General features: G+C 71.5%; 23 protein-coding genes. 14 read left to right on the top strand and 9 right to left on the bottom strand.

From position 1 onward, the window contains the following. The first annotated feature begins 147 nt into the window (after nt 1–147). Nucleotides 148–1608, top strand: a complete 1461-nt coding sequence (locus ACZ4S3_RS36905; RefSeq protein ID WP_467942782.1) for an APC family permease — start codon at nt 148–150, stop codon at nt 1606–1608. Between the two features lie 34 nt (nt 1609–1642). Here the strand turns inward: ACZ4S3_RS36905 and ACZ4S3_RS36900 are convergent, their stop codons facing one another. Next, nucleotides 1643–1978 (bottom strand): hypothetical protein, encoded by a 336-nt coding sequence (locus ACZ4S3_RS36900; RefSeq protein ID WP_467942780.1) that lies wholly within the window; start codon nt 1976–1978, stop codon nt 1643–1645. 568 nt (nt 1979–2546) lie between these two features. Here ACZ4S3_RS36900 and ACZ4S3_RS36895 point away from each other — a divergent pair. Then, a complete protein-coding gene (locus ACZ4S3_RS36895; protein ID WP_467942778.1) occupies nt 2547–5276 on the top strand; it encodes a SpoIIE family protein phosphatase in 2730 nt (909 codons plus the stop codon). 68 nt (nt 5277–5344) lie between these two features. Here ACZ4S3_RS36895 and ACZ4S3_RS36890 read toward each other — a convergent pair whose 3' ends face one another. After that, complete coding sequence (locus tag ACZ4S3_RS36890) at nt 5345–6406, bottom strand: isopenicillin N synthase family dioxygenase (protein ID WP_467942776.1); 1062 nt, start codon at nt 6404–6406, stop codon at nt 5345–5347. A 185-nt stretch (nt 6407–6591) separates the two neighbouring features. Between ACZ4S3_RS36890 and ACZ4S3_RS36885 the strand changes: the two genes are divergently transcribed. Continuing rightward, entirely contained in the window at nt 6592–7317 is a 726-nt protein-coding gene (locus ACZ4S3_RS36885; RefSeq protein ID WP_467942774.1) for a Mut7-C RNAse domain-containing protein, read from the top strand. On the opposite strand, the gene ACZ4S3_RS36880 is transcribed toward ACZ4S3_RS36885, so the two are convergent. After that, complete coding sequence (locus ACZ4S3_RS36880; RefSeq protein WP_467942772.1) at nt 7297–7728, bottom strand: tautomerase family protein; 432 nt, start codon at nt 7726–7728, stop codon at nt 7297–7299. The two genes, ACZ4S3_RS36885 and ACZ4S3_RS36880, sit on opposite strands and share 21 nt — an antisense overlap. Nucleotides 7729–7846: 118 nt before the next feature. On the opposite strand from ACZ4S3_RS36880, the gene ACZ4S3_RS36875 reads away from it, so the two are divergent. Further along, nucleotides 7847–8776, top strand: a complete 930-nt coding sequence (locus ACZ4S3_RS36875) for a LysR family transcriptional regulator (RefSeq protein WP_467942770.1) — start codon at nt 7847–7849, stop codon at nt 8774–8776. Beyond that, a complete protein-coding gene (locus ACZ4S3_RS36870; RefSeq protein ID WP_467942768.1) occupies nt 8773–9564 on the top strand; it encodes a GNAT family N-acetyltransferase in 792 nt (263 codons plus the stop codon). The genes ACZ4S3_RS36875 and ACZ4S3_RS36870 overlap by 4 nt, the downstream gene beginning before the upstream one ends. A gap of 67 nt (nt 9565–9631) precedes the next feature. On the opposite strand, the gene ACZ4S3_RS36865 is transcribed toward ACZ4S3_RS36870, so the two are convergent. Beyond that, a complete protein-coding gene (locus tag ACZ4S3_RS36865) occupies nt 9632–10381 on the bottom strand; it encodes a glucose 1-dehydrogenase (RefSeq protein ID WP_467942766.1) in 750 nt (249 codons plus the stop codon). Beyond that, nucleotides 10378–11514: an LLM class flavin-dependent oxidoreductase gene (locus ACZ4S3_RS36860; RefSeq protein WP_467942764.1), complete on the bottom strand. Its 1137-nt coding sequence runs from the start codon at nt 11512–11514 to the stop codon at nt 10378–10380. The genes ACZ4S3_RS36865 and ACZ4S3_RS36860 overlap by 4 nt, the downstream gene beginning before the upstream one ends. A 170-nt stretch (nt 11515–11684) precedes the next feature. Between ACZ4S3_RS36860 and ACZ4S3_RS36855 the strand changes: the two genes are divergently transcribed. Beyond that, a complete protein-coding gene (locus ACZ4S3_RS36855; protein WP_467942762.1) occupies nt 11685–12290 on the top strand; it encodes a PadR family transcriptional regulator in 606 nt (201 codons plus the stop codon). Here ACZ4S3_RS36855 and ACZ4S3_RS36850 read toward each other — a convergent pair. Then, the gene (locus tag ACZ4S3_RS36850) at nt 12218–12817 is read right to left on the bottom strand and encodes a flavin reductase family protein (RefSeq protein ID WP_467942760.1); all 600 of its coding nucleotides are present in this window, start codon (nt 12815–12817) and stop codon (nt 12218–12220) included. The two genes, ACZ4S3_RS36855 and ACZ4S3_RS36850, sit on opposite strands and share 73 nt — an antisense overlap. Before the next feature lie 126 nt (nt 12818–12943). Here ACZ4S3_RS36850 and ACZ4S3_RS36845 point away from each other — a divergent pair, with 126 nt between their 5' ends. The 3 genes from ACZ4S3_RS36845 to ACZ4S3_RS36835 are packed head-to-tail and all read left to right on the top strand — an operon-like array spanning nt 12944 to nt 15503. Next, nucleotides 12944–13426, top strand: coding sequence for an AMP-binding protein (locus ACZ4S3_RS36845; protein WP_467942758.1), 483 nt, complete (start codon nt 12944–12946; stop codon nt 13424–13426). Further along, complete coding sequence (locus tag ACZ4S3_RS36840; RefSeq protein WP_467942853.1) at nt 13384–14439, top strand: AMP-binding protein; 1056 nt, start codon at nt 13384–13386, stop codon at nt 14437–14439. Before ACZ4S3_RS36845 ends, ACZ4S3_RS36840 begins: the two co-directional genes overlap by 43 nt. Continuing rightward, nucleotides 14436–15503 (top strand): acyl-CoA dehydrogenase family protein, encoded by a 1068-nt coding sequence (locus ACZ4S3_RS36835; RefSeq protein ID WP_467942756.1) that lies wholly within the window; start codon nt 14436–14438, stop codon nt 15501–15503. The genes ACZ4S3_RS36840 and ACZ4S3_RS36835 overlap by 4 nt, the downstream gene beginning before the upstream one ends. 121 nt (nt 15504–15624) lie before the next feature. On the opposite strand, the gene ACZ4S3_RS36830 is transcribed toward ACZ4S3_RS36835, so the two are convergent. The 3 genes from ACZ4S3_RS36830 to ACZ4S3_RS36820 form a co-directional block, all read right to left on the bottom strand. Then, complete coding sequence (locus ACZ4S3_RS36830; protein ID WP_467942754.1) at nt 15625–16605, bottom strand: acyl-CoA dehydrogenase family protein; 981 nt, start codon at nt 16603–16605, stop codon at nt 15625–15627. A gap of 163 nt (nt 16606–16768) precedes the next feature. Beyond that, nucleotides 16769–17962, bottom strand: a complete 1194-nt coding sequence (locus tag ACZ4S3_RS36825) for an acyl-CoA dehydrogenase family protein (RefSeq protein ID WP_467942752.1) — start codon at nt 17960–17962, stop codon at nt 16769–16771. Further along, the gene (locus tag ACZ4S3_RS36820) at nt 17962–18813 is read right to left on the bottom strand and encodes an enoyl-CoA hydratase (protein WP_467942750.1); all 852 of its coding nucleotides are present in this window, start codon (nt 18811–18813) and stop codon (nt 17962–17964) included. Before ACZ4S3_RS36820 ends, ACZ4S3_RS36825 begins: the two co-directional genes overlap by 1 nt. A 65-nt stretch (nt 18814–18878) precedes the next feature. Between ACZ4S3_RS36820 and ACZ4S3_RS36815 the strand changes: the two genes are divergently transcribed. From ACZ4S3_RS36815 to ACZ4S3_RS36795, 5 genes are read left to right on the top strand one after another with little or no spacing between them, the layout of a single operon-like run. After that, nucleotides 18879–19784, top strand: a complete 906-nt coding sequence (locus ACZ4S3_RS36815) for an acyl-CoA dehydrogenase family protein (protein WP_467942748.1) — start codon at nt 18879–18881, stop codon at nt 19782–19784. After that, the gene (locus tag ACZ4S3_RS36810; RefSeq protein WP_467942746.1) at nt 19781–20569 is read left to right on the top strand and encodes an SDR family oxidoreductase; all 789 of its coding nucleotides are present in this window, start codon (nt 19781–19783) and stop codon (nt 20567–20569) included. The genes ACZ4S3_RS36815 and ACZ4S3_RS36810 overlap by 4 nt, the downstream gene beginning before the upstream one ends. After that, nucleotides 20562–21173, top strand: coding sequence for a TetR/AcrR family transcriptional regulator (locus tag ACZ4S3_RS36805; RefSeq protein ID WP_467942744.1), 612 nt, complete (start codon nt 20562–20564; stop codon nt 21171–21173). Before ACZ4S3_RS36810 ends, ACZ4S3_RS36805 begins: the two co-directional genes overlap by 8 nt. Before the next feature lie 10 nt (nt 21174–21183). Continuing rightward, nucleotides 21184–22341, top strand: a complete 1158-nt coding sequence (locus ACZ4S3_RS36800; RefSeq protein ID WP_467942742.1) for an acetyl-CoA C-acetyltransferase — start codon at nt 21184–21186, stop codon at nt 22339–22341. Then, a complete protein-coding gene (locus ACZ4S3_RS36795) occupies nt 22341–22469 on the top strand; it encodes a hypothetical protein (RefSeq protein ID WP_467942740.1) in 129 nt (42 codons plus the stop codon). Before ACZ4S3_RS36800 ends, ACZ4S3_RS36795 begins: the two co-directional genes overlap by 1 nt. Nucleotides 22470–22490: the final 21 nt, after the last annotated feature.

Genomic DNA, 22490 nt, shown 5'->3' with positions numbered 1-22490 from the left:
AACCTTGACGGGAGTAGCCGGCGGGGGTTTTATTCGGTCACCGAAGCGGCACTTGCAGTCTTCCTGGTTTCCCCCGCTTTGCGGCCCTCTCCATCGAAGAGCGCCCCCCTTCCTGCCGACAGCACCGATGGGACACGGATAACCGATATGCCCAACTCGCCCGTTGCCTCCGTAACCCCCGACCGGGAAATCCGTACGACGGAAGAGGGAGCCCCCAAGCTCACCCGCTCCATCGGCGTCGTGGGCGGCACGCTGCTCACCCTGTCCTGCCTGACCCCGGCGTCCTCGCTCTTCGTGATCGTGCCGGACTCGTTCGCCACGCTGGGCACGGGCACCGCTCTGACCATCGCTGTCGCGGCGCTGCTGTGTATCGGCGTCGCCTTCACCTACTCCGAGCTCGGCACGCTCATCCCGAGCTCCGGCGGCGAGTACGCCATGGTCGGCACCCTGATGGGGCGGCTCGCGGGTTGGCTGGTTTTCATACTCTCGCTGATCGTGGTCATGATCGTGCCGCCCATCATCGCGTTGGGCACCGCCGACTATCTGGCCCCGATCGTGCATCTGGATCCGCAGTACACCGCGGCCGGCGTCATGCTGCTGGCCACCGTCATGGGCCTGCTGGACCTGCGCGCCAACGCCTGGATCACCGGCATCTTCCTGGTTCTCGAGGTCGTGGCCTGCGCCGTCGTCGCCTTCCTCGGCTTCACCCACACCCACCGCTCGGCCTCGGTGCTCGTCCACCCGGTCATGGACGCCGGACACGGTCACAGCACCGCGGTCACCGGGGGCCTGATCATCGCCGGACTGGCCACCGCGCTCTTCATCCTGCAGGGCTTCTCGACCGCCGTGTACCTCGCGGAAGAGATGGAGAACCCGCGCCGCAATGTCTCGCGCACCGTGCTGTGGACCCTCGCCATCGGCGCCGCGGTCGTCCTGATCCCGGTCGTCGCCATCACCCTGGGCGCCCCCGACCTCGCGACCCTGGGCGCCGGTGACATCGCCGGCATGGTGAAGTCCTGGAGCAACTCCGGCGTCGGCACCTTCGTCAGCCTCTGCATCGCCCTGGCGATCATCAACGCCGCCATCGTGATGGTGATCCAGAACTCCCGCGTGGTGTTCTCCTCGGCGCGCGACGCCGCCTGGCCCACCCCGGTCAACCGCCTCTTCTCGCACGTCGGCAAGCGCTTCGGCTCCCCCTGGGCGGCCACCCTCGCGGTCGGCGTCCCCGGTGCGGCGCTGTGCTTCGTCAACCTCGACACCCTCAGCGAGGTCACCGGCGTGGCCGTCGCCGCCATGTACGTCTTCGTCGCGCTGGGCGCCCTGGTCTCCCGCCGCGGGGACCACAAGCACCGCCTGGCCTGGCGGATGCCGCTCTGGCCGGCGATTCCGGCGCTGCTCGTCCTCGTCCTGGCCTGGGTGCTGTGCCAGCAGAGCACCAAGAGCCTGCTCATCACGGGACTCATCGTCGCGGCGGCCGCCGTGTACTGGGCCGTCTACCTCCGCCCGCGGCAGGAGACGCACTGGGTGATCTCCGTCCCCGAGGACGAGCAGGCGCCCAACGTGCAGGCGCCCACCGAGCAGGACGTGGTCCCGTCGGTGAGCGCCTAGAAGGGTCTACCGGACGTCCCCGGCCCGCCCGCTGCTATCCGGCGGGCCGGGCAAGGGCAAGAGCGTCCAGCAGCAGACACACGTGGTCGACGGCGTCCCGCCCGGCGGGGCCGTCGGCCGCTGTCGTTTCGTCGAGCAGGCCGGCGGTGTCCCGCAGCAGGCCGAGCAGGCGCTCGCTGCCACCCTCGGACGGCTCCGCGTGCACAAGGACGGAACGGATCTGCTCGCCGGTGAGCGGCAGGCCCGTCTCGAGGAAGCGGAACAACGCCACGGCGGCTTGCCGGTCTGCGCCATCGGGCTTCCACAGACCGAGCGCGTGGTGGTCGATGAGCGCAACCGCCTCGGCACGGATCTCCTGAGCAACATGCATGCCCACGAACGTCTCATACGCAATTGCCGGCCCGCCGGGCCGCGCTGGGGCCGCCCCGACCGCCCTTCCGTCGTTCCCGATCTTCCGGCGATCCGGGCTGACCAGGCACATTACGCACGAGCCGCACTCACCCGACCGGTCGAAATCCGGAATTCCGGCGGTCAAACCTGTGGCAAGAGTTACATGCCGCGTAAAGAACCGCCGCAATTGCGTTCCCCATCCGTGGCGGAGCGTGACCGGAGCGAATGCCGTATGAGCCCCAATTCCATGGCCCTATCGGACATAACGCCCGCCGTCCCGCGAGTGCCGCCCCGGCATTCGCCGACCGCAACGCCGACACCGGAGCCCGACCGCGGCAATACACACTTACGAACAAAGAACTCCGCAACCGCATAGCCGTGAAACATACCCGCTGGTTTACTGGCCCTCTGGTGCCCCAGCCAGGAGCGCGGGATCATCGGACCAACTCCGGGATGCCCGTGAACTCGGCCGTCGCGGTGCGGCCTGAGCGGCTGCGCTCCGCAGTGCGCGGCTCGCCCACCGTATGCGGGAGGTGTAGAAAGAGGACATGGCCGGACGCTACGGCCGCCCGCGTTCGGTTCACAGAATGCGAACTGTCGCAGGCCAGGTCTTTCTCCTGCAGGTGGCGATCGTGGTACTGCTCGTCGCCGCAGCCATAGCGGCACTCGTGCTGCAGTCCAGAACCGACTCCGAACGCGAGGCCCGCAACCGGTCGGTCGCCGTGGCCGAGTCCGTCGCCAACGCCCCCGGCATCGAGCAGGCACTCAAGAGCCCCGATCCCACCGTGGTGCTGCAACCCCGGGCCGAAGCGGCCCGGAAGGGCTCCGGCGTCGACTTCATCGTCATCATGAACACCCAGGGCATCCGCTACACCCACCCCCTGCGCGACCGCATAGGCAAGAAGTTCGTCGGCAACCTGTCGCCCGCCCTGGCCGGCGGCATCGTCACCGAGAAGATCACCGGCACCATAGGGCCCCTCATCCAAGCCGTCGTCCCGGTCACCAACCGCAGCGGCAAAGTCGTCGGCCTGGTCTCCGCCGGCATCACCATCAGCAAGGTCAGCGGCGTCGTCGACGACCAGTTCCCGCTCCTCTTCGGCTCCGCCGCGGGCGTCCTGCTCCTGACCACCGGCGGTACGGCACTGGTCAGCAGACGCGTGCGCCGCCAGACCCACGGCCTCGGCCCGGCCGAGATGACCCGGATGTACGAGCATCACGACGCGGTACTGCACGCCGTACGCGAGGGCGTCATCATCGTCAGCGGCAGCGGCCGGGTGCTGCTCGCCAACGACGAGGCGCGCCGGCTGCTCGACCTCCCCGCCGACGTGGAAGGACGACAGGTCGCCGACCTCGGGCTGGACCCTGAGACCGCGGCGCTGCTGGCCTCCGGCCGGAGCGTCACCGATGAGGTGCACCCGGTCGGCGACCGCCTGCTCGCCGTCAACCAGCGCTCCACCGACCAGGCCGGCGGACCGCCCGGCAGCGTGACGACGCTGCGCGACACCACCGAGCTCCAGGCGCTCTCCGGCCGGGCCGACGTGGCGCGCGGCCGCCTGAAACTCCTCTACGAGGCCGGCAGCGAGATCGGTACCACCCTCGACGTGGTCCGCACCTGCGAGGAACTGGCCGAATTCGCCGCCGCCCGGTTCGCCGACATCGTCACCGTGGACCTCGCCGGGGCGGTGCTGCGCGGCGAGGAGCCGACCCCCTCCGGCTCGGGCCCGGAGATGCGGCGTACCGCGGTCAGCGGCGAGGGCGCCGAGGACACCGCGCTCTACCCGGTCGGCAAGGTGATCCGCTTCAACCCGGACACCTCACTGGGCGCCGGCCTGGGCAACGGCGAGCCGGTACTCGAAGCGGACCTGACCGCCCTGTCCGGCTGGCAGCGGCAGAACCCCGAGCGGGCCCGCCGGCTCATCGACTACGGCATCCACTCGATGATCGCCGTCCCGCTGCGCGCCCGCGGCGTCATCCTGGGCGTCGCCATGTTCTGGCGCGCACAAGAGCCCAAGCCCTTCGACGAGGAGGACCTCTCCCTCGCCGAGGAACTCGTCGCCCGCGCCGCGGTCAGCGTCGACAACGCCCGCCGCTACACCCGCGAACACGCCATGGCGGTGACCCTGCAACGCAGCCTGCTGCCGCGCGGCCTGCCCGAACAGAACGCCGTCGAAGCCGCCTACCGCTACCTCCCCGCGCAGGCCGGCCTCGGCGGTGTCGGCGGGGTCGGCGGCGACTGGTTCGACATCATCCCGCTGCCCGGCGCCCGCGTGGCCCTCGTCGTCGGCGACGTCGTCGGCCATGGCCTGCACGCCGCCGCCACCATGGGCCGGCTGCGTACCGCCGTCCACAACTTCGCCAACCTCGACCTGCCCCCCGACGAACTTCTGTGGCACCTGGACGAGCTGGTCACCCGGATCGACCAGAACGAGGGCGCCGACATCGACGGCTCCGCCGCGGTCACCGGCGCCACCTGCCTCTACGCCATCTACGACCCGGCCTCCGGCCGCTGCACCATCGCCCGCGCCGGACACTGCCAGCCCCTGCTGCTGCGCCCGGACGGCACCGCCGAATTCGTCGAGGTACCCGGCGGGCCGCCGCTCGGCCTGGGAGGTATGCCCTTCGAGAACTGGGAACTGCGGCTTCCCGAGGACAGCCGTCTGGTGCTCTACACCGACGGCCTGGTCGAGGACCGCGAACGCGACATCGACGCCGGTATGGCCCTGCTGGCCCGGACCCTGGGCGGCCACCCCGCCCGGACCCCGGAAGAGACCTGTGAGGCCGCCCTCCACGAGCTGCTGCCCGACCGCCCCAGCGACGACATCGCCCTGCTCGTCGCCCGCACCCGCGTACTGGACGCCGCCCACGTCGCCGACTGGGACGTACCGGCCGACCCCTCCGCGGTCGCCCGGGTACGCTCCGACGCCGTCCGCAAGCTCGTCGAATGGGATCTGGCCGACGAGGCCTTCACCGCCGAACTCATCCTCAGCGAACTCGTCACCAACGCCATCCGCTACGCCTCCGGCCCCATCCACGTACGCCTCATCCGCGACCGCTCCCTGATCTGCGAGGTCTCCGACCACAGCAGCACCTCGCCGCACCTCAAACAGGCCGCCACCACCGACGAGGGCGGCCGCGGCCTCTTCCTCATCGCCCAGCTGGCCGAACGCTGGGGCACCCGTTACACCGGCGACGGCAAGGTCATCTGGACGGAACAGCCGCTGGTGGGGGAAGTGGTGGGGGAGCAGGGGGCGCCCTCGCTCGGTCCGCCCGTTCCCTGACCCGCCGCCGGCCGTGGTGGAAGAGCAGGTTCAGTACGAACGCGGCCAGGTGCGGGTGCGGTGCGACGTCAGTCGTCCCTGGCGGCGCGGAGCCGGGCGGCCTCACGGGGCGAGTGCTCGTTGAGCCGGCCCGCCCGCGATCCCGCCAGCTTGTCGGCGAGGTGCCGGCCCACCGTCGTCGGCGGGTAGAGCGGCTCGCTGCCCGCCGGGACGCAGCCGGGCAGACAGCTGATCTCCGCGTCCCAGTTCCCGTCGTGGAAATACGCGGCGGAGCGGCGCCGCACCACCCGCCCCCGCTCATCGGCCGGCGGCAGGACCCGGTGCATCGTCGACAGCCAGCGGTCATTGGTCCAACGGGCCAGCAGATCACCGAGGTTGACCAGCAGACAGCCCGGCTCCGGCAGCACATCGTGCCAGGTGCCGTCGCTGTCGAGGATCTGCAGCCCGGGGACGCGGTCCGCCCACAGCACCGTCACGATGCCGTAGTCGGTGTGCGCGCCCATCCCCATCTGATCCCGGTCGATCACCGTCTCCTCTTCCGGGAGGAGGTAATGGTTCATCCGCAGCACGTCGAGGGAGTGATCGGTGAACGGGACGAAGTAGCCCTCCTCCAGCCCCAGCGCGCGGGCGAAGATGTCCGTCAGCCGCTCGGCGAGACCGCCCGCCCGGGTACACCATTCCTCCACCGCCACGCGGAACCCCGGCAGGGACGGCCAGATGTTGGCCGGGTAATGGGCCTCCGGAAGGTCCAGCCCCGGGTAGGACACGGCCTCGGCACCGACATTGAACGCCTCGAAGAGATCCTCGGCGGCCGCCGGCACGCCCAGGCTCAGGCTGAGCTTCTCGGTACGCGGCGGGGTATAGCCGCGGTTGATGTCCGGGGACGGCGCACGCAGCGCCTTCTTCTCCTCGAGCGGCAGCCCGAAGAAGGCGTCCAGGCCGTCCGCGAAGGCGTTCACCGCGGACTCGGGGATGCCGTGCCCGCGGATCTGCAGGAACCCGACCGTACGTGCCGCATCGTCGGCCCGCGCCGCGATGGCCGCGCGGTCGGCCTCGCCGCCGGTCTGCCAGGCGGCGATATCGATGACGGGTACCTCCAGCACGCCGTTCACCGCGGTGGCCCTGCCCATGGCGCAACTCCCTTCCCGGATCTGATGCCCCCTCAGGGACGTGCTTCAGCATTTCGATGAACAAGATGGTGATGAACAAGATGTTGCGTGTCTTGATCAAATCAAGCCGATCGCGCGGGATCCGGACGCGACCCGGACCGGGAACCCCTTGGCTGTCCGGGCGCACCCGATGGCATGCTGGCGGCGTGAACGGACCCGAGATCCATGTGAAATTCCCGCCTGAGCTGCACCTCTTCCTCGCGGCGGGCCGCACCCCGGCCCATACCCGGGTCGTAACCGACGGGGCATCGACACTGGGCCACGTCATCGAGTCCCTGGGCGTCCCGCTCACCGAGGTCGGCCGGCTCCTCGTGGACGGCCGCGAGACCCCCGTCTCCCACATCCCGCAGGCGGACGAAAACGTCGAGGTACGCGCCGTCGAACGCCCCCAGCAGGTCCCCGGCGCGCCCCTGCGGTTCCTGCTCGACGTCCACCTCGGCACCCTGGCGCGACGGCTGCGGCTGCTCGGCGTGGATGCGGCGTACACCAACGAGGACCCCGGTGACGCCGCACTCGCCACGCTCTCGGCGAAGGAACAACGGGTCATGCTCTCCCGCGACCGCGGGCTGCTCCGGCGCCGGGAAATCTGGGCGGGCGCCTACATCTACAGCGACCGCCCCGAGGACCAACTCCAGGACGTCCTACGGCGCTTCGCCCCCGCTCTCGCCCCCTGGACCCGCTGCACCGCCTGCAACGGCCGGCTGACCGACGCCGACAAGGACGCGGTGCAGGAACAGCTCCACCAGGGCACCCAGCGCACGTACGACGTCTTCGCCCGGTGCACGTCATGTGACCGGATCTACTGGCGCGGCGCGCACCATGCCCGCCTGGAGGCGATCGTCGCCAAGGCCCTACGGGAGACCGCCCGCTGAGGAGACCGTTTCCCGGCCCGCTTCCCCGGCCCGGCGGTAGAAGTCGAACTGGGTCACACCGTTGTAGCCGTAGCTCTCGGGGTGCAGTTCGTGCAGCGCGACGCCGGACCGGGGAAGCGGGCCGAGGACGTCCGACAGCAGCTCACCGGCCCTGGCGATGAAGGCGGCCTTCTCCGCGGCACTGTTCGTGCCCATGGTGAGGCTGGCCTCCACGTGCGCGTCCCGGCCGCTGGTCAGGGGCGTGCCGCCGACGTAATAGCTGCCGGCCGGAACGAGGTTGAGGTGGACGATGGTGCGCGCGCTGGACTTGCGCAGGACCGAGACCGCCAGCCGGGTCAGGCCCTCGGCAAGGGCACGCTGGACGTCGGCGGGGAGGTCGGGGTCGGGGACGGTGACGCGGAAGTACGGCATGGCTCTCCTCGGCAGGCGCGTGGTGGGTGTCCGCCGGATTCGGCGGCATGGAGCAAGCGTCGCCAACCTGGCACCATAGATCCAACGCATATATGTCATAGCTCTATGAGGCCGCCGCATGACCGTGAACCTTCCCCAACTGCGGGCATTCCTCGCCGTCGTCGATGCGGGCGGCTTCAGCGCGGCCGCCGCCGAGCTGGGCATGAGCCAATCGGCGGTGTCACACGCCGTCGCCTCCCTCGAACGTGAGCTGGCCGCCCCGCTGCTCGTGCGCACCACTCCGGCCCGGACCACGGCACTCGGCGAGCGGGTCCTGCCGCACGCGCGCATCGCGTTGTCGGCGGCCCGGTCCGTGGAGCAGATCGCGGCCGATGCCCTGGAGACCCTGACCGGGACCGTACGGCTGGCCGCCACACCAACGGTCTGCCAGGGGCTGGTCCCCGGCCTGCTCCGGCACTGGCACGAGGAGCGGCCGCGGATCACGGTCCGGGTCTTCGAGGGTGACAGCGCCGAAGTTTCGGCCTGGCTGGAGGACGGGACGGCCGATGCCGCCGTACTGATCGACCCTCCCGCAGCCACCGCTGGGAGGTGTCCCCGGTCCGGCCCCGGCATCCAGCTCGCCATGGACGGCTACCGGGCCTTGCTGCCCCGGGACCATCCCCTGGCGGGCGAGCCGTTCGTCGACATCCGCGACCTGGAGGACGACCAGTTCCTGATCTCGCCCAACGGCTGCGAGGCCCGCATCCGTACGATCCACGGCCTGGCCGGGCTGCGCTTCACACCCACTCACCGGGTACGGGACCTGGCGACCCTGATCAGCATGGTGCAGGCCGGCATCGGCGTGACCGTCCTGTCCGAGGTCTCCCGCTCGCTGATCCCCGCTGACCTGGTCCTGCTCCCGCTGGAGCCCCGGACCTCGCGCCGCCTCGTACTGACCGGACCACCGGCCCGCCCCTGGCACCCGGCGGTCCGCACGCTGGCCGAGTCGGCCGCCGCCCATCTGGCCCGGAAAAGCAGTGGCGACGACCTCGTACTGTCTGGTCCGTGACAGACATCGACGGCTTGCTCGCGGCCTACGACGAGCAGATGCGGGGAGCACCGCCCAGTCCTCCCACCGGAGTCCGCTATGAGCGGGACGGCCCGCTGCTGCGGATCGTCGGCGAGTTCCGCGGCTTGGTGAGTGCCCCGCGTGATGCCGGGGTACGCGGCGCCGAACTCGACCGGCTGATCGCCCGGCAGCGTGAGTACTTCGCCGCCCGCGGCGAGGCGGTGGAGTGGAAGACCCGCGGGCATGACCGGCCCGCCGATATCACCGACCGCCTGTGCGCCGCGGGCTTCGTCCCCGAGGAGCAGGAGACGGTCCTCATCGGCCTCGCCACGGAGATGGCCGCACCGCCGGCCCTGCCGGACGGCGTCGTCATCCGTCAGGTCACCGCGGATACGGATATGCACCGCATAGCCGCCATGGAGTCGGCAGTCTGGCAACAGGACCAGAGCTGGCTCGGTGATGACCTGATCGCGCGCGTCTCGGCCGCCCCGGACGAGATCGCCGTGCTGGCCGCCGAAGCCGGCGGCGAGGTGGTCTCCGCGGCCTGGCTGGTCTTTCGTGCGGGAACCGAATTCGCCGGCCTGTGGGGCGGCTCGACACTGCCCGCATGGCGAGGCCGGGGGATCTACCGCGCGCTGGTCGCCGCCCGCGCCGAACGTGCCGCCGCCCGCGGCGTCCGGTTCCTGCAAGTGGACGCCTCCGACGACAGCGCCCCGATCCTGCGCCGGCTGGGCTTCCACGCCGTGACCACCACCACGCCCTATGTCTGGTCGCCGCCACCGTCCTGACGTGGGCCCAAGTACCCTGCCCGGTATTCCGCGGCACAGCCACGCAACGCCATGCCGTGCCATGCCATCAGGTGGTCAAGCCTCCGTCCACGGCGAACTCGGCGCCGGTGATGTACGCGGACGCATCCGAGGCCAGGAAGCGGACCAGCTCCGCCACCTCGTCCGGCCGCCCGATCCGGCGCAACGGCACCCGCGGGTACTCCTGTTCGCGGCGCTCCGGTCCCAGCACGTCCGCCACCATCGGGGTGTCGATCATTCCCGGGTGGACGGAGTTGACCCGGATCCGGTCGCCGGCCAGATCGATGGCGGCGGACCTGGTCAGGCCGCGCAGCCCGAACTTGCTTGCCCCGTAAGCCGCGTGCCGGGCCAGGCCCTTGAGCCCGGCCGTCGACGAGATGTTCACGATCGAGCCGCCGCCCGCCTTGCGCAGCTCCGGAACGACGGTCTTGATCCCGAGGAACGAGCCGAGCAGATTCACCCGGAACAGCAGCTCGAAGTTCTCCTGGGTCTCGGTGTCGACGGGCGCGGTACGCCACAGGGCCGCGTTGTTGACGAGGATGTCGAGGCGGCCGAAGGAGGCGACGGCGGTGTCGGTGACGGCCTGCCAGCCGGCGGCATCGGTCACATCGTGCCGGACGAAGACGGCGGCCGCACCCAGGCCGGCGGCGACCGCCCGGCCCTCCTCCTCGCGGACATCGGTGATCACCACCCGCGCGCCCGCCGCGGCGAACAGCCGCGCCTCGACCGCGCCCTGGCCCCGCCCGGCCCCGGTGATCACGGCCACCTTGCCGTCCAGTCGCTGTCCGTCGGTGCTCATGCGCGCTCCTCGAGGGCCCGGAAGTGCGGGATGACCGTCTCGCCCCACTGCCGGATGGTCTCCATACAGGCCTGTTGCGGCACGGTGCCCATCTGGATCAGGCACATCACCTCGTCCACGCCGATCTCGCGGAGCCGCTCGACATAGGCGATCGCGTCCCGCGCGGTGCCGTAGGCGTGCTGGGCGTTGTAGGCGCCGGTGTCGTTGGGGCGCGCCGGGATATTGGCCTCGTGCAGCTTGGCGACCAGCCGCTCACGGCCCTGCTCCATCGCCGCCACATGGTCCGCCGCCTCGAGGTCGTCGTCGTAGCCGGTCGGCGCGGGGCCGTTGCCGTACCAGTGGGCGATGGACTCGGCGAAGAACCGCTGGCCGCGGGTGCCGATCCGGTACGCGGCATCCGCGTCGTCCAGCACGATGGTCGGGCACAGCGCGGAGAAGTGGTTGTTGACCTCGCTGGAGACCAGCCGGTCGCCGCTGCGGGTGGCGATCGCCTCGTCGTAGACCTTGCGCATCTCGCGTACGTCATCGGCCCCGGCGAAGCCCATGACCAGCGCGCCGATGCCCAGTTCGGCGGCGAGCTCGAGGGTGTCGTGCTTGCTGCAGGCCATGAACAGCGGCGGGTGCGGGCCTTGTACGGGGCGGGGCAGGATGGCGCCGGGGCCGATGTCGATGGACCCGTGCCACTCGAACCGCTCCTCGCGCCAGGCGTTGGCGACGATCCGCAGCGCCTCTTCCATCTGCGGGTAGGTGTCCGCGGGCTCGACCCCGTACATGGACATCTCCTGCTTGGTGGCGCCGCGCCCCGCGCCGATGTCGACGCGTCCGCCGGAGAGCACGTCCAGCATGGCGGCGCGCTCGGCGACCCGGACGGGGTGCTGGTAGCCGAACGGCATGGTCACCACTCCGTGACCGATCCGGACGCGGGAGGTCCGCGCCGCGACCCAGGTGAGGAAGATCTCGGAGGCGCTCATATGCGCGTACCGGGTCAGTGCGTGGTGCTCCACCGCCCAGATGCGGTCGAAGCCCATCTCCTCGGCGTAGACGGCCTGTTGGACGCAATCGCGGATGACCTGGTGTTCCCGTTCGGGGGTCGGGTTGGCGAGCTGCGCCTCGAAGATCATCGAGAACTTCACGGAACTTCCTCCTGGAGAGCTCAGGCAGGCGTGCCGGCCAGATGTGCCGGCCGGGTCATCGACTATGTATTTCGAATAGAAATATGTCTAGCAGGTATACGAGGGCTGGGGAAGTGGAGTTGGCGATGTCCTGTCAGGTGCGGTGTGAGGCGGACCGTAGACTGCGGACCGTGACGGAGAAGAAGGCGAGCGGACCGAAGGCCGGCGACGTCGAACGCCCGGCGCTGCCGGCGACGAGTTGGGCGGTGCTGGGGTTGCTCTCGTTCGGCGAGGAGCTCTCCGGCTACGACCTGAAGAAGTGGTCGGACTGGTCGTTGCGCTTCTTCTACTGGAGCCCGTCCTTCAGCCAGATCTACGGCGAACTGAAGCGGCTCGAGAAGGTCAGTTACGTCACCTCGCGGATGGTCGCGCAGGAGACCGGCAACCGCGACAAGCGGGTCTATCTGATCACCGACGAGGGGATGGACGCGGTGCGCCACTGGGCGCGCGAGGCGTCGGTGGAGCCCCCGGTCCTCAAGCACGGCGTGATGCTGCGGCTCTGGCTCGGCCACCTGCTCGAGGGTGACCAGATGCGTGAAGTGCTCGGCCGGCACCGGGAGTACGCCGAGACCATGCGCCGGCGCGCCGAGGTCGATGCGGCGGGCGCCCGGGACAAGGAGGAGTGGGCCTACCCGTCACTCGTCCTGAAGTGGTCGGAGCGGTACTACGCCTCCGAGCGGGATCTGGCCGACGCGATGCTGGCCGACCTGGACGAGATGGACCGCAAGCGCCCGTAGGTGCGGCGGAAGTAGAGCAGCGGACCGGTGTCCCGGACCCGGTCCGCGGGCGTGAGCGCGGTGACCCTGCCCAGCGCGATGACATGGTCGCCGCCCGGCAGGGTGTCCACCAGGTCGCATTCGATCGTCGCGAGCGCGGCGGTTAGCAGCGGCGCTCCGTTCACCCCGGTCCGCCAGTCGACCCCGGTGAACTTGTCCCCGCCGGTGACCGCGAACCGGCGGCACAACTCCTGCTGATCGGCCGCCAGAAGATTGACCGCGAACCGCCCGGCGGCGCTGATCTTCGGCCAGGTGGTGGAGGTCCGCGCCGGGCAGAAGCACACCAGGGGCGGGTCGAGGGACACCGAGGCGAACGACTGCACCGCCATACCGGCCGGCCGGCCGTCGGGCCGGCGCGCGGTGATCACGGCGACGCCGGTGCAGAAGCTGCTCAGTGCGTCGCGCATCGCCGCGTCGTCGACGGAGGGCGCCGGTGCGGCGGGCGGCGGCGGGGTGTCGGGGGCGAAGGTGGGCGCGCGGCCTCCCAAAGTTGTTTCTACTAGGTATATGTCTAACCGAAACACTGTGATTGGATACCGGCCACGTCCGCACGTCAAGTAGGCGGCACCGCGCGGGACCGCGGCCGCCACCCCCGAGCAAGGGAGCGGGAGGCCATGACCAGGGCACACCACCATCAAGGGCCGCCTGACCAAGGAGAGCCGGCCACCATCGCACAGCTCGTCGCGCACGCCGCGCGGGCATTCGGCGACCGGGAAGCGCTCGTCGACGGCGAGGTCCGCTGGACCTTCGCCCAGCTGCGGGAGGAGATAGCCGCCGCGGCACGCGCCGCCATCGCACACGGTGTACGGCACGGCGACCGGATCGCCGTCTGGGCCCCCAACAGCCGCCAATGGATCACCGCGGTGCTCGGCGCCGTCTCCGTCGGGGCCGTCCTGGTCCTCCTCACGGTGCGCCGTCCGCGGAAGACGCCGGAGCGCCGCACCCGGCCACCGCGACCGCGACCTTCGGCGACTATCTGGACGGCGGCCGTACCGTCACCGACGCCGAACTCACCGCCCGCCAGGACGCCGTCGGCCCCGACGACCTCGCCGACATCCTCTTCACCTCCGGCACCACCGGCCGCCCCAAGGGTGTGATGACCACCCACGGCCAGACCCTCCGCGTCTTCGACGCCTGGTCCCGCCTGGTAACCCTGCGCGAGGGCGACCGCTACCTCCTCGTCAACCCCTTCTTCCACACCTTCGGCTACAAGGCCGGCATCCTCGCCTGCCTCCTGCGCGGCGTCACCATGCTGCCCGAACCGGTCTACGACACCGACCGCATCCTGCGGCGCATGGCGGCCGAATCCGTCAGCGTGCTCATGGGCCCGCCGACCGTCTTCCACGGCCTGATCCACCACCCGGCCCGCGACCGCCACCACCTCACCGCGCTCCGCCTGGCCGGAACCGGAGCCGCCACCGTGCCCACGGAACTCGTCCAGGAGATCCGCGACGTGCTCGGCGCCCCGGACGTCTTCACCGCCTACGGGCTGACCGAGTCCGCCGGTGTGGTGACGGTCTGCCCGACCGACGCCGACGCCTGGACCCTCGCGCACACCGTCGGCCTGCCACTGCCCGGCACCGAACTGCGCATCGTCGACCCGGCCGGGGAGCCGCTACCCACGGGCGAACCGGGCGAGGTGGTCGTCCGGGGCTACCACGTCATGCGCGGCAACCTCGACGACCCGGTGGCCACCGGCCGGGCCATCGACCCGGACGGCTGGCTGCACACCGGCGACGTCGGAGTGCTCGACGAACGCGGCTTCCTCGCCCTCACCGACCGGATCAAGGACATGTACGTCGTCGGCGGCTTCAACGCCTACCCCGCGGAGGTCGAACAGGTGCTGCGCGGACATCCCGCCGTCGCCGACATCGCCGTCGTCGGAGCCCCCGACGACCGGCTCGGCGAGGTGGGCATCGCCTTCGTCGTGCCCACGCCGGGCACCGCCCCCGACCCCGACGAGCTCACCGCCTGGACCCGCGAACGGCTCGCCAACTCCAAGGCGCCGCGCCGCTACCACCTGCTGCCGGAACTGCCCCGCAACGCCGGCGGCAAGATCCTCAAGGGCGAGCTGCGCCGCATGGCACGGAAAGGAGCACTCGGCGCATGAGGCTGACCGGGGAACACGAGGAACTGCGCGCCGCCGTACGGGCGTTGCTCACCCGCCATCCGGACGAGAGCGCATGGCGCCCGCTGACCGAGCAGATCGGTGTGGCCGGGCTGGCGGTGCCCGAGGAGTACGCAGGCGCGGGCTGCGGCGCGCTCGAAGTCCATGTCGTCATGGAGGAACTGGGGCGCGCGCTGGCTCCCGTACCGTTCCTCGGCTCCGCCGTGCTGACGACCCAGGCCGTGCTCGCCGCGGGCGACGCCGGCCTGCTGCCGGGGCTGGCGGGGGGAGGCGTGGTGGGCGCGCTGGCCTGGGCCGAGAACGGTTCCTGGCATCCGGACGCGGTCCGCGCCGGGGCCCGCCGCTCGGCAGCGGGGACCTGGCGGCTCACCGGCGTCAAGGAACACGTCCTGGACGGCGCGGACGCCGGTCTCCTCGTCGTGGCCGCGCGCACCGATGCGGGGCTGTCGCTGTTCGAGGTGGCGGTGGACGCTCCGGGGCTGCGGCGCGAGCGGCTGGTGACGATGGATTCCTCCCGGCCGCAGGCGCGAATCGTCCTGGACGGGGCCGAGGGGCGGCTGATCGGTACGGACGGCGACGGCGGGCGCGTGCTGCGGCACGTAACGGACCTCGGCTGTGTGGCACTGGCCGCCGAGCAGGTGGGCGCGGCGGAGCGCTGCCTCGAACTGACCGTGGCGTACGCCGGGGAGCGGGTGCAGTTCGGCCGCCCCATCGGCTCCTTCCAGGCCGTCAAACACCGGCTGGCGGATGCCTATGTACGGGTGGAGGCGGCGCGGTCGGCAGCCCTGGGCGCCGCCTTCGCGGCGGCCGAGGGGGCGCCGGAGCTCCGCCGTTATGCGGCCGTCGCCAAGTCGGCCTGCTCGGAGGCGTTTTCGGCGGTGGCGGGGGAGATGATCCAGCTGCACGGGGGCATCGGGATCACCTGGGAGCACGATGCCCATCGGTACTTCAAGCGGGCGCATGGCGCAGCTCAGCTCCTGGGGGCCCCGGCCCGGCACCGGGAGCGGATCGCCAAGGAGCTGGGATGGGTCGCGAGCCGGGGCTGATCCGCGCACGTGACGTGGCGGGGCGGCGCCCATCGGATCCCGATGCGCAGGACGCCGCCCCCGGCCCGCGGCGGTGCGTACGAGAAGGCGCCGCGAGCCCGACCTGACCGAACGACAGGCCCTAACCCGCCAGCACGAGGGCCCGGCACTCGGCAGGCGTCCCCCAGGCGTCCCGTAGCGCGCGGGCCTTGCGGATCCAGAGGGAGAGGTCCAGCTCGTCGGTGTAGCCGAGGGCGCCGTGCAGCTGGAGTGCGGTACGGGCCGCGGCGTAGCCGGCCTCGCCCGCCGCGACCTTCGCCGCGGCGGTCTCCCGGCCGGCCGACGGGGCGCCCGCCGCCATGGCCAGCGCCGCGGCGTCCACCAGCGGCTGCGCGAACTCCAGCCCGATGAGGGTGTCGGCCAGCCGGTGCTTCACCGCCTGGAAGGAGCCGATGGGCACCGCGAACTGGGTGCGCTGCTTGACGTAGGCGACGGTCGCCGCCAGCAGTGCGCGGCCCAGGCCGAGGGACTGCGCCGCCGTGGTCAGCCGCGCGATGCCGACGGCGTGCGCGGCGGCGGCGGTGACCGCCGGGCCCTGGGCGAGGACGGTGCCGCCGACGGGACGGGACAACCGGCGGGCCGGGTCGAGGGACGGCTGGACGGGGCCGTGGCGTCCGGTGAGACGCGCGGTGTCGCCCTGGACGGCGATCACGGCGTCGGCGGCGTCCGCGTCCAGCGCGTACGGGCCGCCGGCGCACATGCTGACGACGGCCTTTCCCGATGCGATCCGCGGCAGCCACTCACCGGCCGCCGCACCCTCACCCAGGCGGCCCAGGAAGACGGCCGCGGCCACCGTCTCCACCAGAGGGCCCGGCACCACGTGGCGCCCCAACTCGGCGAATGCGGTGGTGAGTTCGACCGGCAGTACGCCCATCCCGCCCTGCTCTTCGGCCACGGCGAGACCGAAGACCCCCGCCTCCGCCACTCGCGCCCACACGTCGCGTCCCGGCTGGTGATCCCCGGCAGCCCAGGCTCGTACGGCGGCAGGGGTGCCGGAGGCGCCGAGCATGTCGTCCAGCGTCCGTCCGAACTCCCGCTGTTCATCGGTCAGGAGGAACCGCATCACCGGCATCCCTTCGCCAGGCCGAGCAGCCGCTCGGCGATACCGCGCTGTCCCGGGGGACAGCCCCCGGACCCCCGGCCGGACCGGCCCGCCCGGCGTGCGCCGCCTGCTGGGCGTGCGTCGTCGTTGCGCGGGGTGAGGCCCCTGCACACGGTCTGTGTTGTCACGTCCTTCGCCCCTTCGGCAGCCCGAGCAGCCGCTCGGCGATGATGTCGCGCTGGATCTCGTTGGTGCCGGCATAGATGGGGCCGGCGAGGGAGAAGGTGTAACCCTCGGCCCAACTCCCGTGCGCGGGAGCGTCGTTGGCGTCGTCGGCGAGGGTGCCGTACGGGCCGAGAAGGTCGAGTGCGGTCTCGTGCAAGGCGATGTCCAGCTCGGACCAGAAGACCTTGTTGAGGCTGGACTCGGCGCCCAAGGAGCCCCCCGCGGCGAGCCGGGAGGCGTTGGCGTAGGTGAAGAGCTGGTAGGCGCGGGCGCCGATCACCGCGTCGGCGACCCGGTCGCCGAGCGCGGCGTCGGGGTTCTCGCGCCACAGCGCGGCCAGCCGGCCGGCCGTCGCCGTGAAGCGTCCGGGGCTGCGCAGCGTCAGCCCGCGCTCGTTCCCGGCCGTACTCATCGCGACCCGCCATCCCTGCCCCGGCTCGCCGATGACGTCCGCATCGGGCACGAAGACCTCGTCGAGGAAGAGTTCGGCGAAGGCGGGCTTGCCGTCGAGGCGGCCGATGGGGCGGACCGTCACGCCCGGCGCGTCCAGCGGGAACATGAGGTAGGTGAGCCCCTGGTGCGGCTTCGGCCGGGTGGCCGGGGGCATCCCCGGGGAAGGCGCGGTCGGGTCGCTGCGGAAGAGCCCGAAGGCGCGGTCGGCGAAGGCGGCCCGGGACGACCAGGTCTTCTGTCCGCTCAGCAGCCAGCCGCCGCCGGTGCGTACGGCCGTCGAGCGCAGCGACGCCAGATCCGAGCCCGACTCCGGCTCCGACCAGGCCTGCGCCCAGATGACCTCGCCGCCGGCCATGGGGCCCAGGATGCGGGCGCGTTGCTCGTCGGTGCCGTGCTCGAAGAGGGTGGGGGCCAGGAGGTTGATGCCGTTCTGGCTGACCCGGCCCGGCGCGCCCGCGGCGTAGTACTCCTCCTCGAAGATCAGCCACTGGAGGATCGATGCGCCCCGGCCGCCGTACTCCGCCGGCCAGGAGACCACCGACCAGCGGTCCGTGGCGAGGGTGTGTTCCCAGGCGCGGTGGGCGGCGAAGCCCTCCGCGGTCTCCAGTGAGGGGAGGGGCGTGGCGGGTACGTGCCCGGCGAGCCAGGCGCGGGCCTCGGCCCGGAACGCGTCCTCATCGCCGGTGAAATCGAGGTCCATCAGGCTCCCGCCTTCTTCATCGCCGCGATGTCCATGCCGCCGAGCGGGTCCGCGGCCGTCTCCGCGTTGTGCGCGTGCGCCAGGTGGTGCAGGCCGAAGACGGAGTCCATGCCGGTGTGCAGCCCCTGGAGGTCCTCGGCCTGGTTGACGGCGCGCTTGGTCAGGGCCAGCCCGAGGCGCGGCATCTCCGCGATGCGCAGCGCCAACTCCTCGGTACGGTCGGCCAGTTCGGTGCGCGGTACGACGCGGTTGACCATCCCCACCTCGTACGCCCGCCGGGCGCTCATCCGGTCCCCGGTGTAGAGGAATTCCTTGGCGATGCGCGGTGGCATCACCCACGGGTGGGCGAAGTACTCGACGCCGGGGATCCCCATCCGTACGACGGGGTCGGCGAAGAAGGCGTCGTCGGAGGCGACGATCAGATCGCAGATCCAGGCGAGCATCAACCCGCCTGCCACACACGCCCCTTGTACGGAGGCGATGACCGGTTTGGGCAGCTCCCGCCAGCGGCGGCACATGCCCAGATAGACCTCGGACTCGCGGGCGAACCGGCTCTCGGCCCCGCTCTTGTCCGAGTGGTCCCACCACAGCCCCGCCGTCCGCTCGAAGGGCAGATGCGCATCGCGCTCGGGGGTGCCGATGTCATGGCCCGCGGAGAAGTGCCGGCCCTCGCCGGCCAGTACGACGACCTTGACCTCGCTGTCGTCCGCGGCGCGGTAGAGGGCGCGGTCGAGGGCGTAGGTCATCGCGGAATTCTGGGCGTTGCGGTAATCCGGCCGGTTCATGGTGACGGTCGCGACCGGCCCTTGCCGTTGATAGCGCACGGGCCCGTCGTCGTGGGCAGCGGTCATTCCCCGCCCCTCCTTCCCTCACGGACAACTTCCCTAACAAGTGTTTGGTAGGTTAACGTACCGCCATGAGCAGCGTCGAGGCCCCACCCCACGTCGAGAGCTTCCGCACCGAGTTCCGCGGCTGGCTGCGGGACAACCTCACCGGCGAATTCGCCGCCCTGCGCGGCCGCGGCGGCCCCGGCCGCGAACACGAGGCCTTCCCCGAACGCCTCGCCTGGGAGCGGCACATGGCCGCCGCGGGCTGGACCTGCGTCGGCTGGCCGGTGGAGCACGGCGGCCGCGGCGCCACCCTGGAACAACAGGTCGCCCACCACGAGGAGTACGCCCTCGCCGACGCCCCCGCACGGGTCAACCACATCGGCGAGCAGCTGCTCGGCCCCACCCTCATCGCCCACGGCACGCCCGAGCAGCGCGCCCGCTTCCTGCCGCCGATCCGCGCCGTCGAGGAACTGTGGTGCCAGGGCTACAGCGAGCCGGACGCCGGCTCCGACCTGGCCAACGTACGGACCCGGGCGGTACGGGACGACAACCGCGGCGAGTGGATCGTCGACGGCCAGAAGATCTGGACGTCACTGGCCCATGAGTCACAGTGGTGCTTCGTCGTGGCGCGGACCGAGGCGGGCTCCGTACGGCACCGAGGCCTGTCCTACCTGCTCGTCCCGCTGGACCAGCCGGGTGTCGAGATCCGGCCCATCGTCCAGCTGACCGGCACATCGGAATTCAACGAGGTCTTCTTCGACGGAGCCCGTGCCCGGCACGTCGTGGGCGCGCCCGGCGACGGCTGGAAGGTCGCCATGGCCATCCGCGGCGCCGGCGGCACCCTGGCCGCCGGGGAACCGTACGACCTGGACGACTGGCAGCGGCTGTTCCTCTTCTCCCGCGCGGACACCCTCTACGCCGGCTCCAACGAGATCCAGCGGAACATCATCGCCGAGCGGGTGCTCGGCCTGCCGAAGGAGGCTCGCGCATGACCGCCGTACCGCCCCCCTACGTGCCCGGCCACCACCTGCTCGCCGGCCGGACCGCCGTGATCACCGCCGCCGCCGGAGCCGGCATCGGCGGCGCCACCGCCCGCCGGTTTCTCGAGGAAGGCGCCCGCATCGTCATCGGCGATGCGCATGCGCGACGCCTGACGGAGAGCACCGACGCGCTCGCCGCGGAATTCGGTGCGGACAAGGTGGCCGGTCTGCCGTGCGACGTCACCGACGAAGCCCAGGTCAATGCGCTGCTCGACCTCGCACAGGAGCGCCATGGCCGCCTCGACATCATGGTCAACAACGCCGGGCTCGGCGGCACCGCCGACCTCGTCGACATGACCGACGACCAGTGGAGCACCGTCCTCGACGTGACGTTGAACGGCACCTTCCGCTGCACCCGGGCCGCACTGCGCCGGATGAAGGCGGCGGGCGACGGCGGAGTGATCGTCAACAACGCCTCCGTCGTCGGCTGGCGCGCCCAGCGCGGCCAGGCCCACTACGCCGCCGCCAAGGCCGGGGTGATGGCCCTGACCCGCTGCGCCGCCATGGAGGCCGCCGCGTACGGCGTACGGATCAACGCGGTCGCACCCAGCCTCGCCATGCACCCGCACCTGGTGAAGGTCACCACCCCCGAGCTGCTGGCCGAACTCACCGAGAAGGAGGCGTTCGGCCGCTACGCCGAGCCCTGGGAAGTCGCCAACGTCATCGTCTTCCTGGCCGGCGACTACGCCTCGTACATGACCGGGGAGACCGTATCGGTCAGCTCGCAGCATGCCTGAAACCCGCCGCGGCGAACTCCTCGCCACCGCGGCGGAGGTGTTCGCCGCCCAGGGCTACAACGCGACCACCGTCCGGCAGATCGCGGACGCGGCCGGCATGCTCGCGGGCAGCCTCTACTACCACTTCGACTCCAAGGAGTCGATGCTCGACGAGATCCTCGCCACCTTCCTGGACGAGCTGGGGGCCGGCTACGAGGCGGTGCTCGCCGCCGGGCTCGGCCCCCGGGAGACCATCGAGGCCCTCGTCACCGAGTCCTTCCGGGAGATCGACCACCACCGCGCGGCCGTCGCGATCTACCAGAAGGAAGCCAAGCACCTGGCCGCCCAGCAGCCGCGCTTCGGCTACCTCGCCGACGCCCAGCGCAACTTCGAGCAGGCCTGGCTGGGCACGCTGCGGCGCGGGGTGGCCGCCAACGTCTTCCGCGCCGATCTCGACCTCCGGCTCACGTACCGGTTCGTCCGCGACACCGTCTGGGTCGCCGCCTCCTGGTACCGGCCGGGCGCACAGCACAGCCCCGAGGAGATCGCCCGCCAGTACCTGTCCATGGTGCTCGACGGCATCGCCTTGCGGAACCGACCGGCACATCTGCAGACTTTCCAGTAAGGAGACCAGCATGGCCGAGGCATACATCGTCGATGCGCTGCGCACTCCCGTCGGCAAGAAGGGCGGCGGACTGGCCGCCGTCCACCCCGCCGACCTCGGCGCGCATGTGCTCCAGGCGCTGATGGAGCGTACGGGCGCCGATCCGGCCGCCGTGGAGGACGTCGTCTTCGGCTGCCTGGACACGGTGGGACCGCAGGCCGGGGACATCGCCCGGACCTGCTGGCTGGCCGCCGGACTGCCCGAAGAGGTGCCCGGCGTCACCGTCGACCGCCAGTGCGGCTCCTCGCAGCAGGCCGTCCACTTCGCGGCCCAGGGCGTGCTCTCCGGCACCCAGGACCTGGTGGTCGCGGGCGGCGTACAGAACATGTCGCAGGTCCCGATCGCCTTCGCCGGCCGCCAGGCCGCCGAACCGCTGGGCCTGACCGAGGGCCCGTACGCCGGCTCCGACGGCTGGCGGGCCCGCTACGGCGACGCCCCCGTCAACCAGTTCCACGGCGCCGAGCTGATCGCCACCAAATGGGGCATCTCCCGCGCGGACATGGAGGAGTTCGCGCTCCGGTCGCATCACAGGGCGGTGCGCGCCATGGACGAAGGCCGCTTCGACCGGGAGATCGTCGCCTACGGGGACATGACCGCCGACGAGGGACCGCGCCGGAACACCTCGCTGGAGAAAATGGCCTCGCTGGCACCGGTTGTCGAGGGCGGCCGGCTGACCGCGGCGGTCTCCTCACAGGTCTCCGACGGCGCGGCCGCCATGCTGCTGGCCTCCGAGCGGGCGGTGGCCGAATACGGCCTGACCCCGCGCGCCCGCATCCACCACCTCTCGGTACGCGGCGATGACCCGATCCGGATGCTGTCCGCGCCGATCCCGGCCACCGCGTACGCGCTGAAGAAGACCGGCATGACGATCGACGACATCGACCTGGTCGAGATCAACGAGGCGTTCGCGCCGGTGGTACTGGCCTGGCTGAAGGAAACCGGCGCCGACCCCGAGCGGGTCAATGTCAACGGCGGTGCCATCGCGCTCGGCCACCCGCTCGGTGCCACCGGCGTCCGGCTGATGACCACACTGCTGCACGAACTGGAGCGCACCGGCGGCCGGTTCGGCCTCCAGACCATGTGCGAAGGCGGCGGCCAGGCCAACGTCACCATCATCGAGCGCCTGTGATGCGCTGGGACGCCGAAACCGATCCCCGCGCTGTGGGATGCGGCGCCGCCGGGGCGTCCACCGCCATCGAGGCCGCGGACGCGGCGTTCTCCGGCCGCCGCGCCGGGGCCCGCGCCACCGCCCGCTGACCGGGCGGCGGACCCCGACCG

The sequence above is a fragment of the Streptomyces sp. NPDC028368 genome (assembly GCF_055565615.1).
The sequence above is the reverse complement of the archived record's forward strand: the minus strand, read 5'-3'. Positions and strand labels throughout refer to the sequence as shown.

What these genes read in the sequence shown, in the direction of transcription:
- ACZ4S3_RS36905 (WP_467942782.1), top strand. Translation starts at nt 148, where the DNA reads ATGCCCAACTCGCCCGTTGCCTCCGTAACCCCCGACCGGGAAATCCGT.
- ACZ4S3_RS36900 (WP_467942780.1), bottom strand. Translation starts at nt 1,978, where the DNA reads ATGCATGTTGCTCAGGAGATCCGTGCCGAGGCGGTTGCGCTCATCGAC.
- ACZ4S3_RS36895 (WP_467942778.1), top strand. Translation starts at nt 2,547, where the DNA reads ATGGCCGGACGCTACGGCCGCCCGCGTTCGGTTCACAGAATGCGAACT.
- ACZ4S3_RS36890 (WP_467942776.1), bottom strand. Translation starts at nt 6,406, where the DNA reads ATGGGCAGGGCCACCGCGGTGAACGGCGTGCTGGAGGTACCCGTCATC.
- ACZ4S3_RS36880 (WP_467942772.1), bottom strand. Translation starts at nt 7,728, where the DNA reads ATGCCGTACTTCCGCGTCACCGTCCCCGACCCCGACCTCCCCGCCGAC.
- ACZ4S3_RS36875 (WP_467942770.1), top strand. Translation starts at nt 7,847, where the DNA reads ATGACCGTGAACCTTCCCCAACTGCGGGCATTCCTCGCCGTCGTCGAT.
- ACZ4S3_RS36865 (WP_467942766.1), bottom strand. Translation starts at nt 10,381, where the DNA reads ATGAGCACCGACGGACAGCGACTGGACGGCAAGGTGGCCGTGATCACC.
- ACZ4S3_RS36845 (WP_467942758.1), top strand. Translation starts at nt 12,944, where the DNA reads ATGACCAGGGCACACCACCATCAAGGGCCGCCTGACCAAGGAGAGCCG.
- ACZ4S3_RS36835 (WP_467942756.1), top strand. Translation starts at nt 14,436, where the DNA reads ATGAGGCTGACCGGGGAACACGAGGAACTGCGCGCCGCCGTACGGGCG.
- ACZ4S3_RS36830 (WP_467942754.1), bottom strand. Translation starts at nt 16,605, where the DNA reads ATGCGGTTCCTCCTGACCGATGAACAGCGGGAGTTCGGACGGACGCTG.
- ACZ4S3_RS36825 (WP_467942752.1), bottom strand. Translation starts at nt 17,962, where the DNA reads ATGGACCTCGATTTCACCGGCGATGAGGACGCGTTCCGGGCCGAGGCC.
- ACZ4S3_RS36820 (WP_467942750.1), bottom strand. Translation starts at nt 18,813, where the DNA reads ATGACCGCTGCCCACGACGACGGGCCCGTGCGCTATCAACGGCAAGGG.
- ACZ4S3_RS36815 (WP_467942748.1), top strand. Translation starts at nt 18,879, where the DNA reads ATGAGCAGCGTCGAGGCCCCACCCCACGTCGAGAGCTTCCGCACCGAG.
- ACZ4S3_RS36810 (WP_467942746.1), top strand. Translation starts at nt 19,781, where the DNA reads ATGACCGCCGTACCGCCCCCCTACGTGCCCGGCCACCACCTGCTCGCC.
- ACZ4S3_RS36805 (WP_467942744.1), top strand. Translation starts at nt 20,562, where the DNA reads ATGCCTGAAACCCGCCGCGGCGAACTCCTCGCCACCGCGGCGGAGGTG.
- ACZ4S3_RS36800 (WP_467942742.1), top strand. Translation starts at nt 21,184, where the DNA reads ATGGCCGAGGCATACATCGTCGATGCGCTGCGCACTCCCGTCGGCAAG.
- ACZ4S3_RS36795 (WP_467942740.1), top strand. Translation starts at nt 22,341, where the DNA reads ATGCGCTGGGACGCCGAAACCGATCCCCGCGCTGTGGGATGCGGCGCC.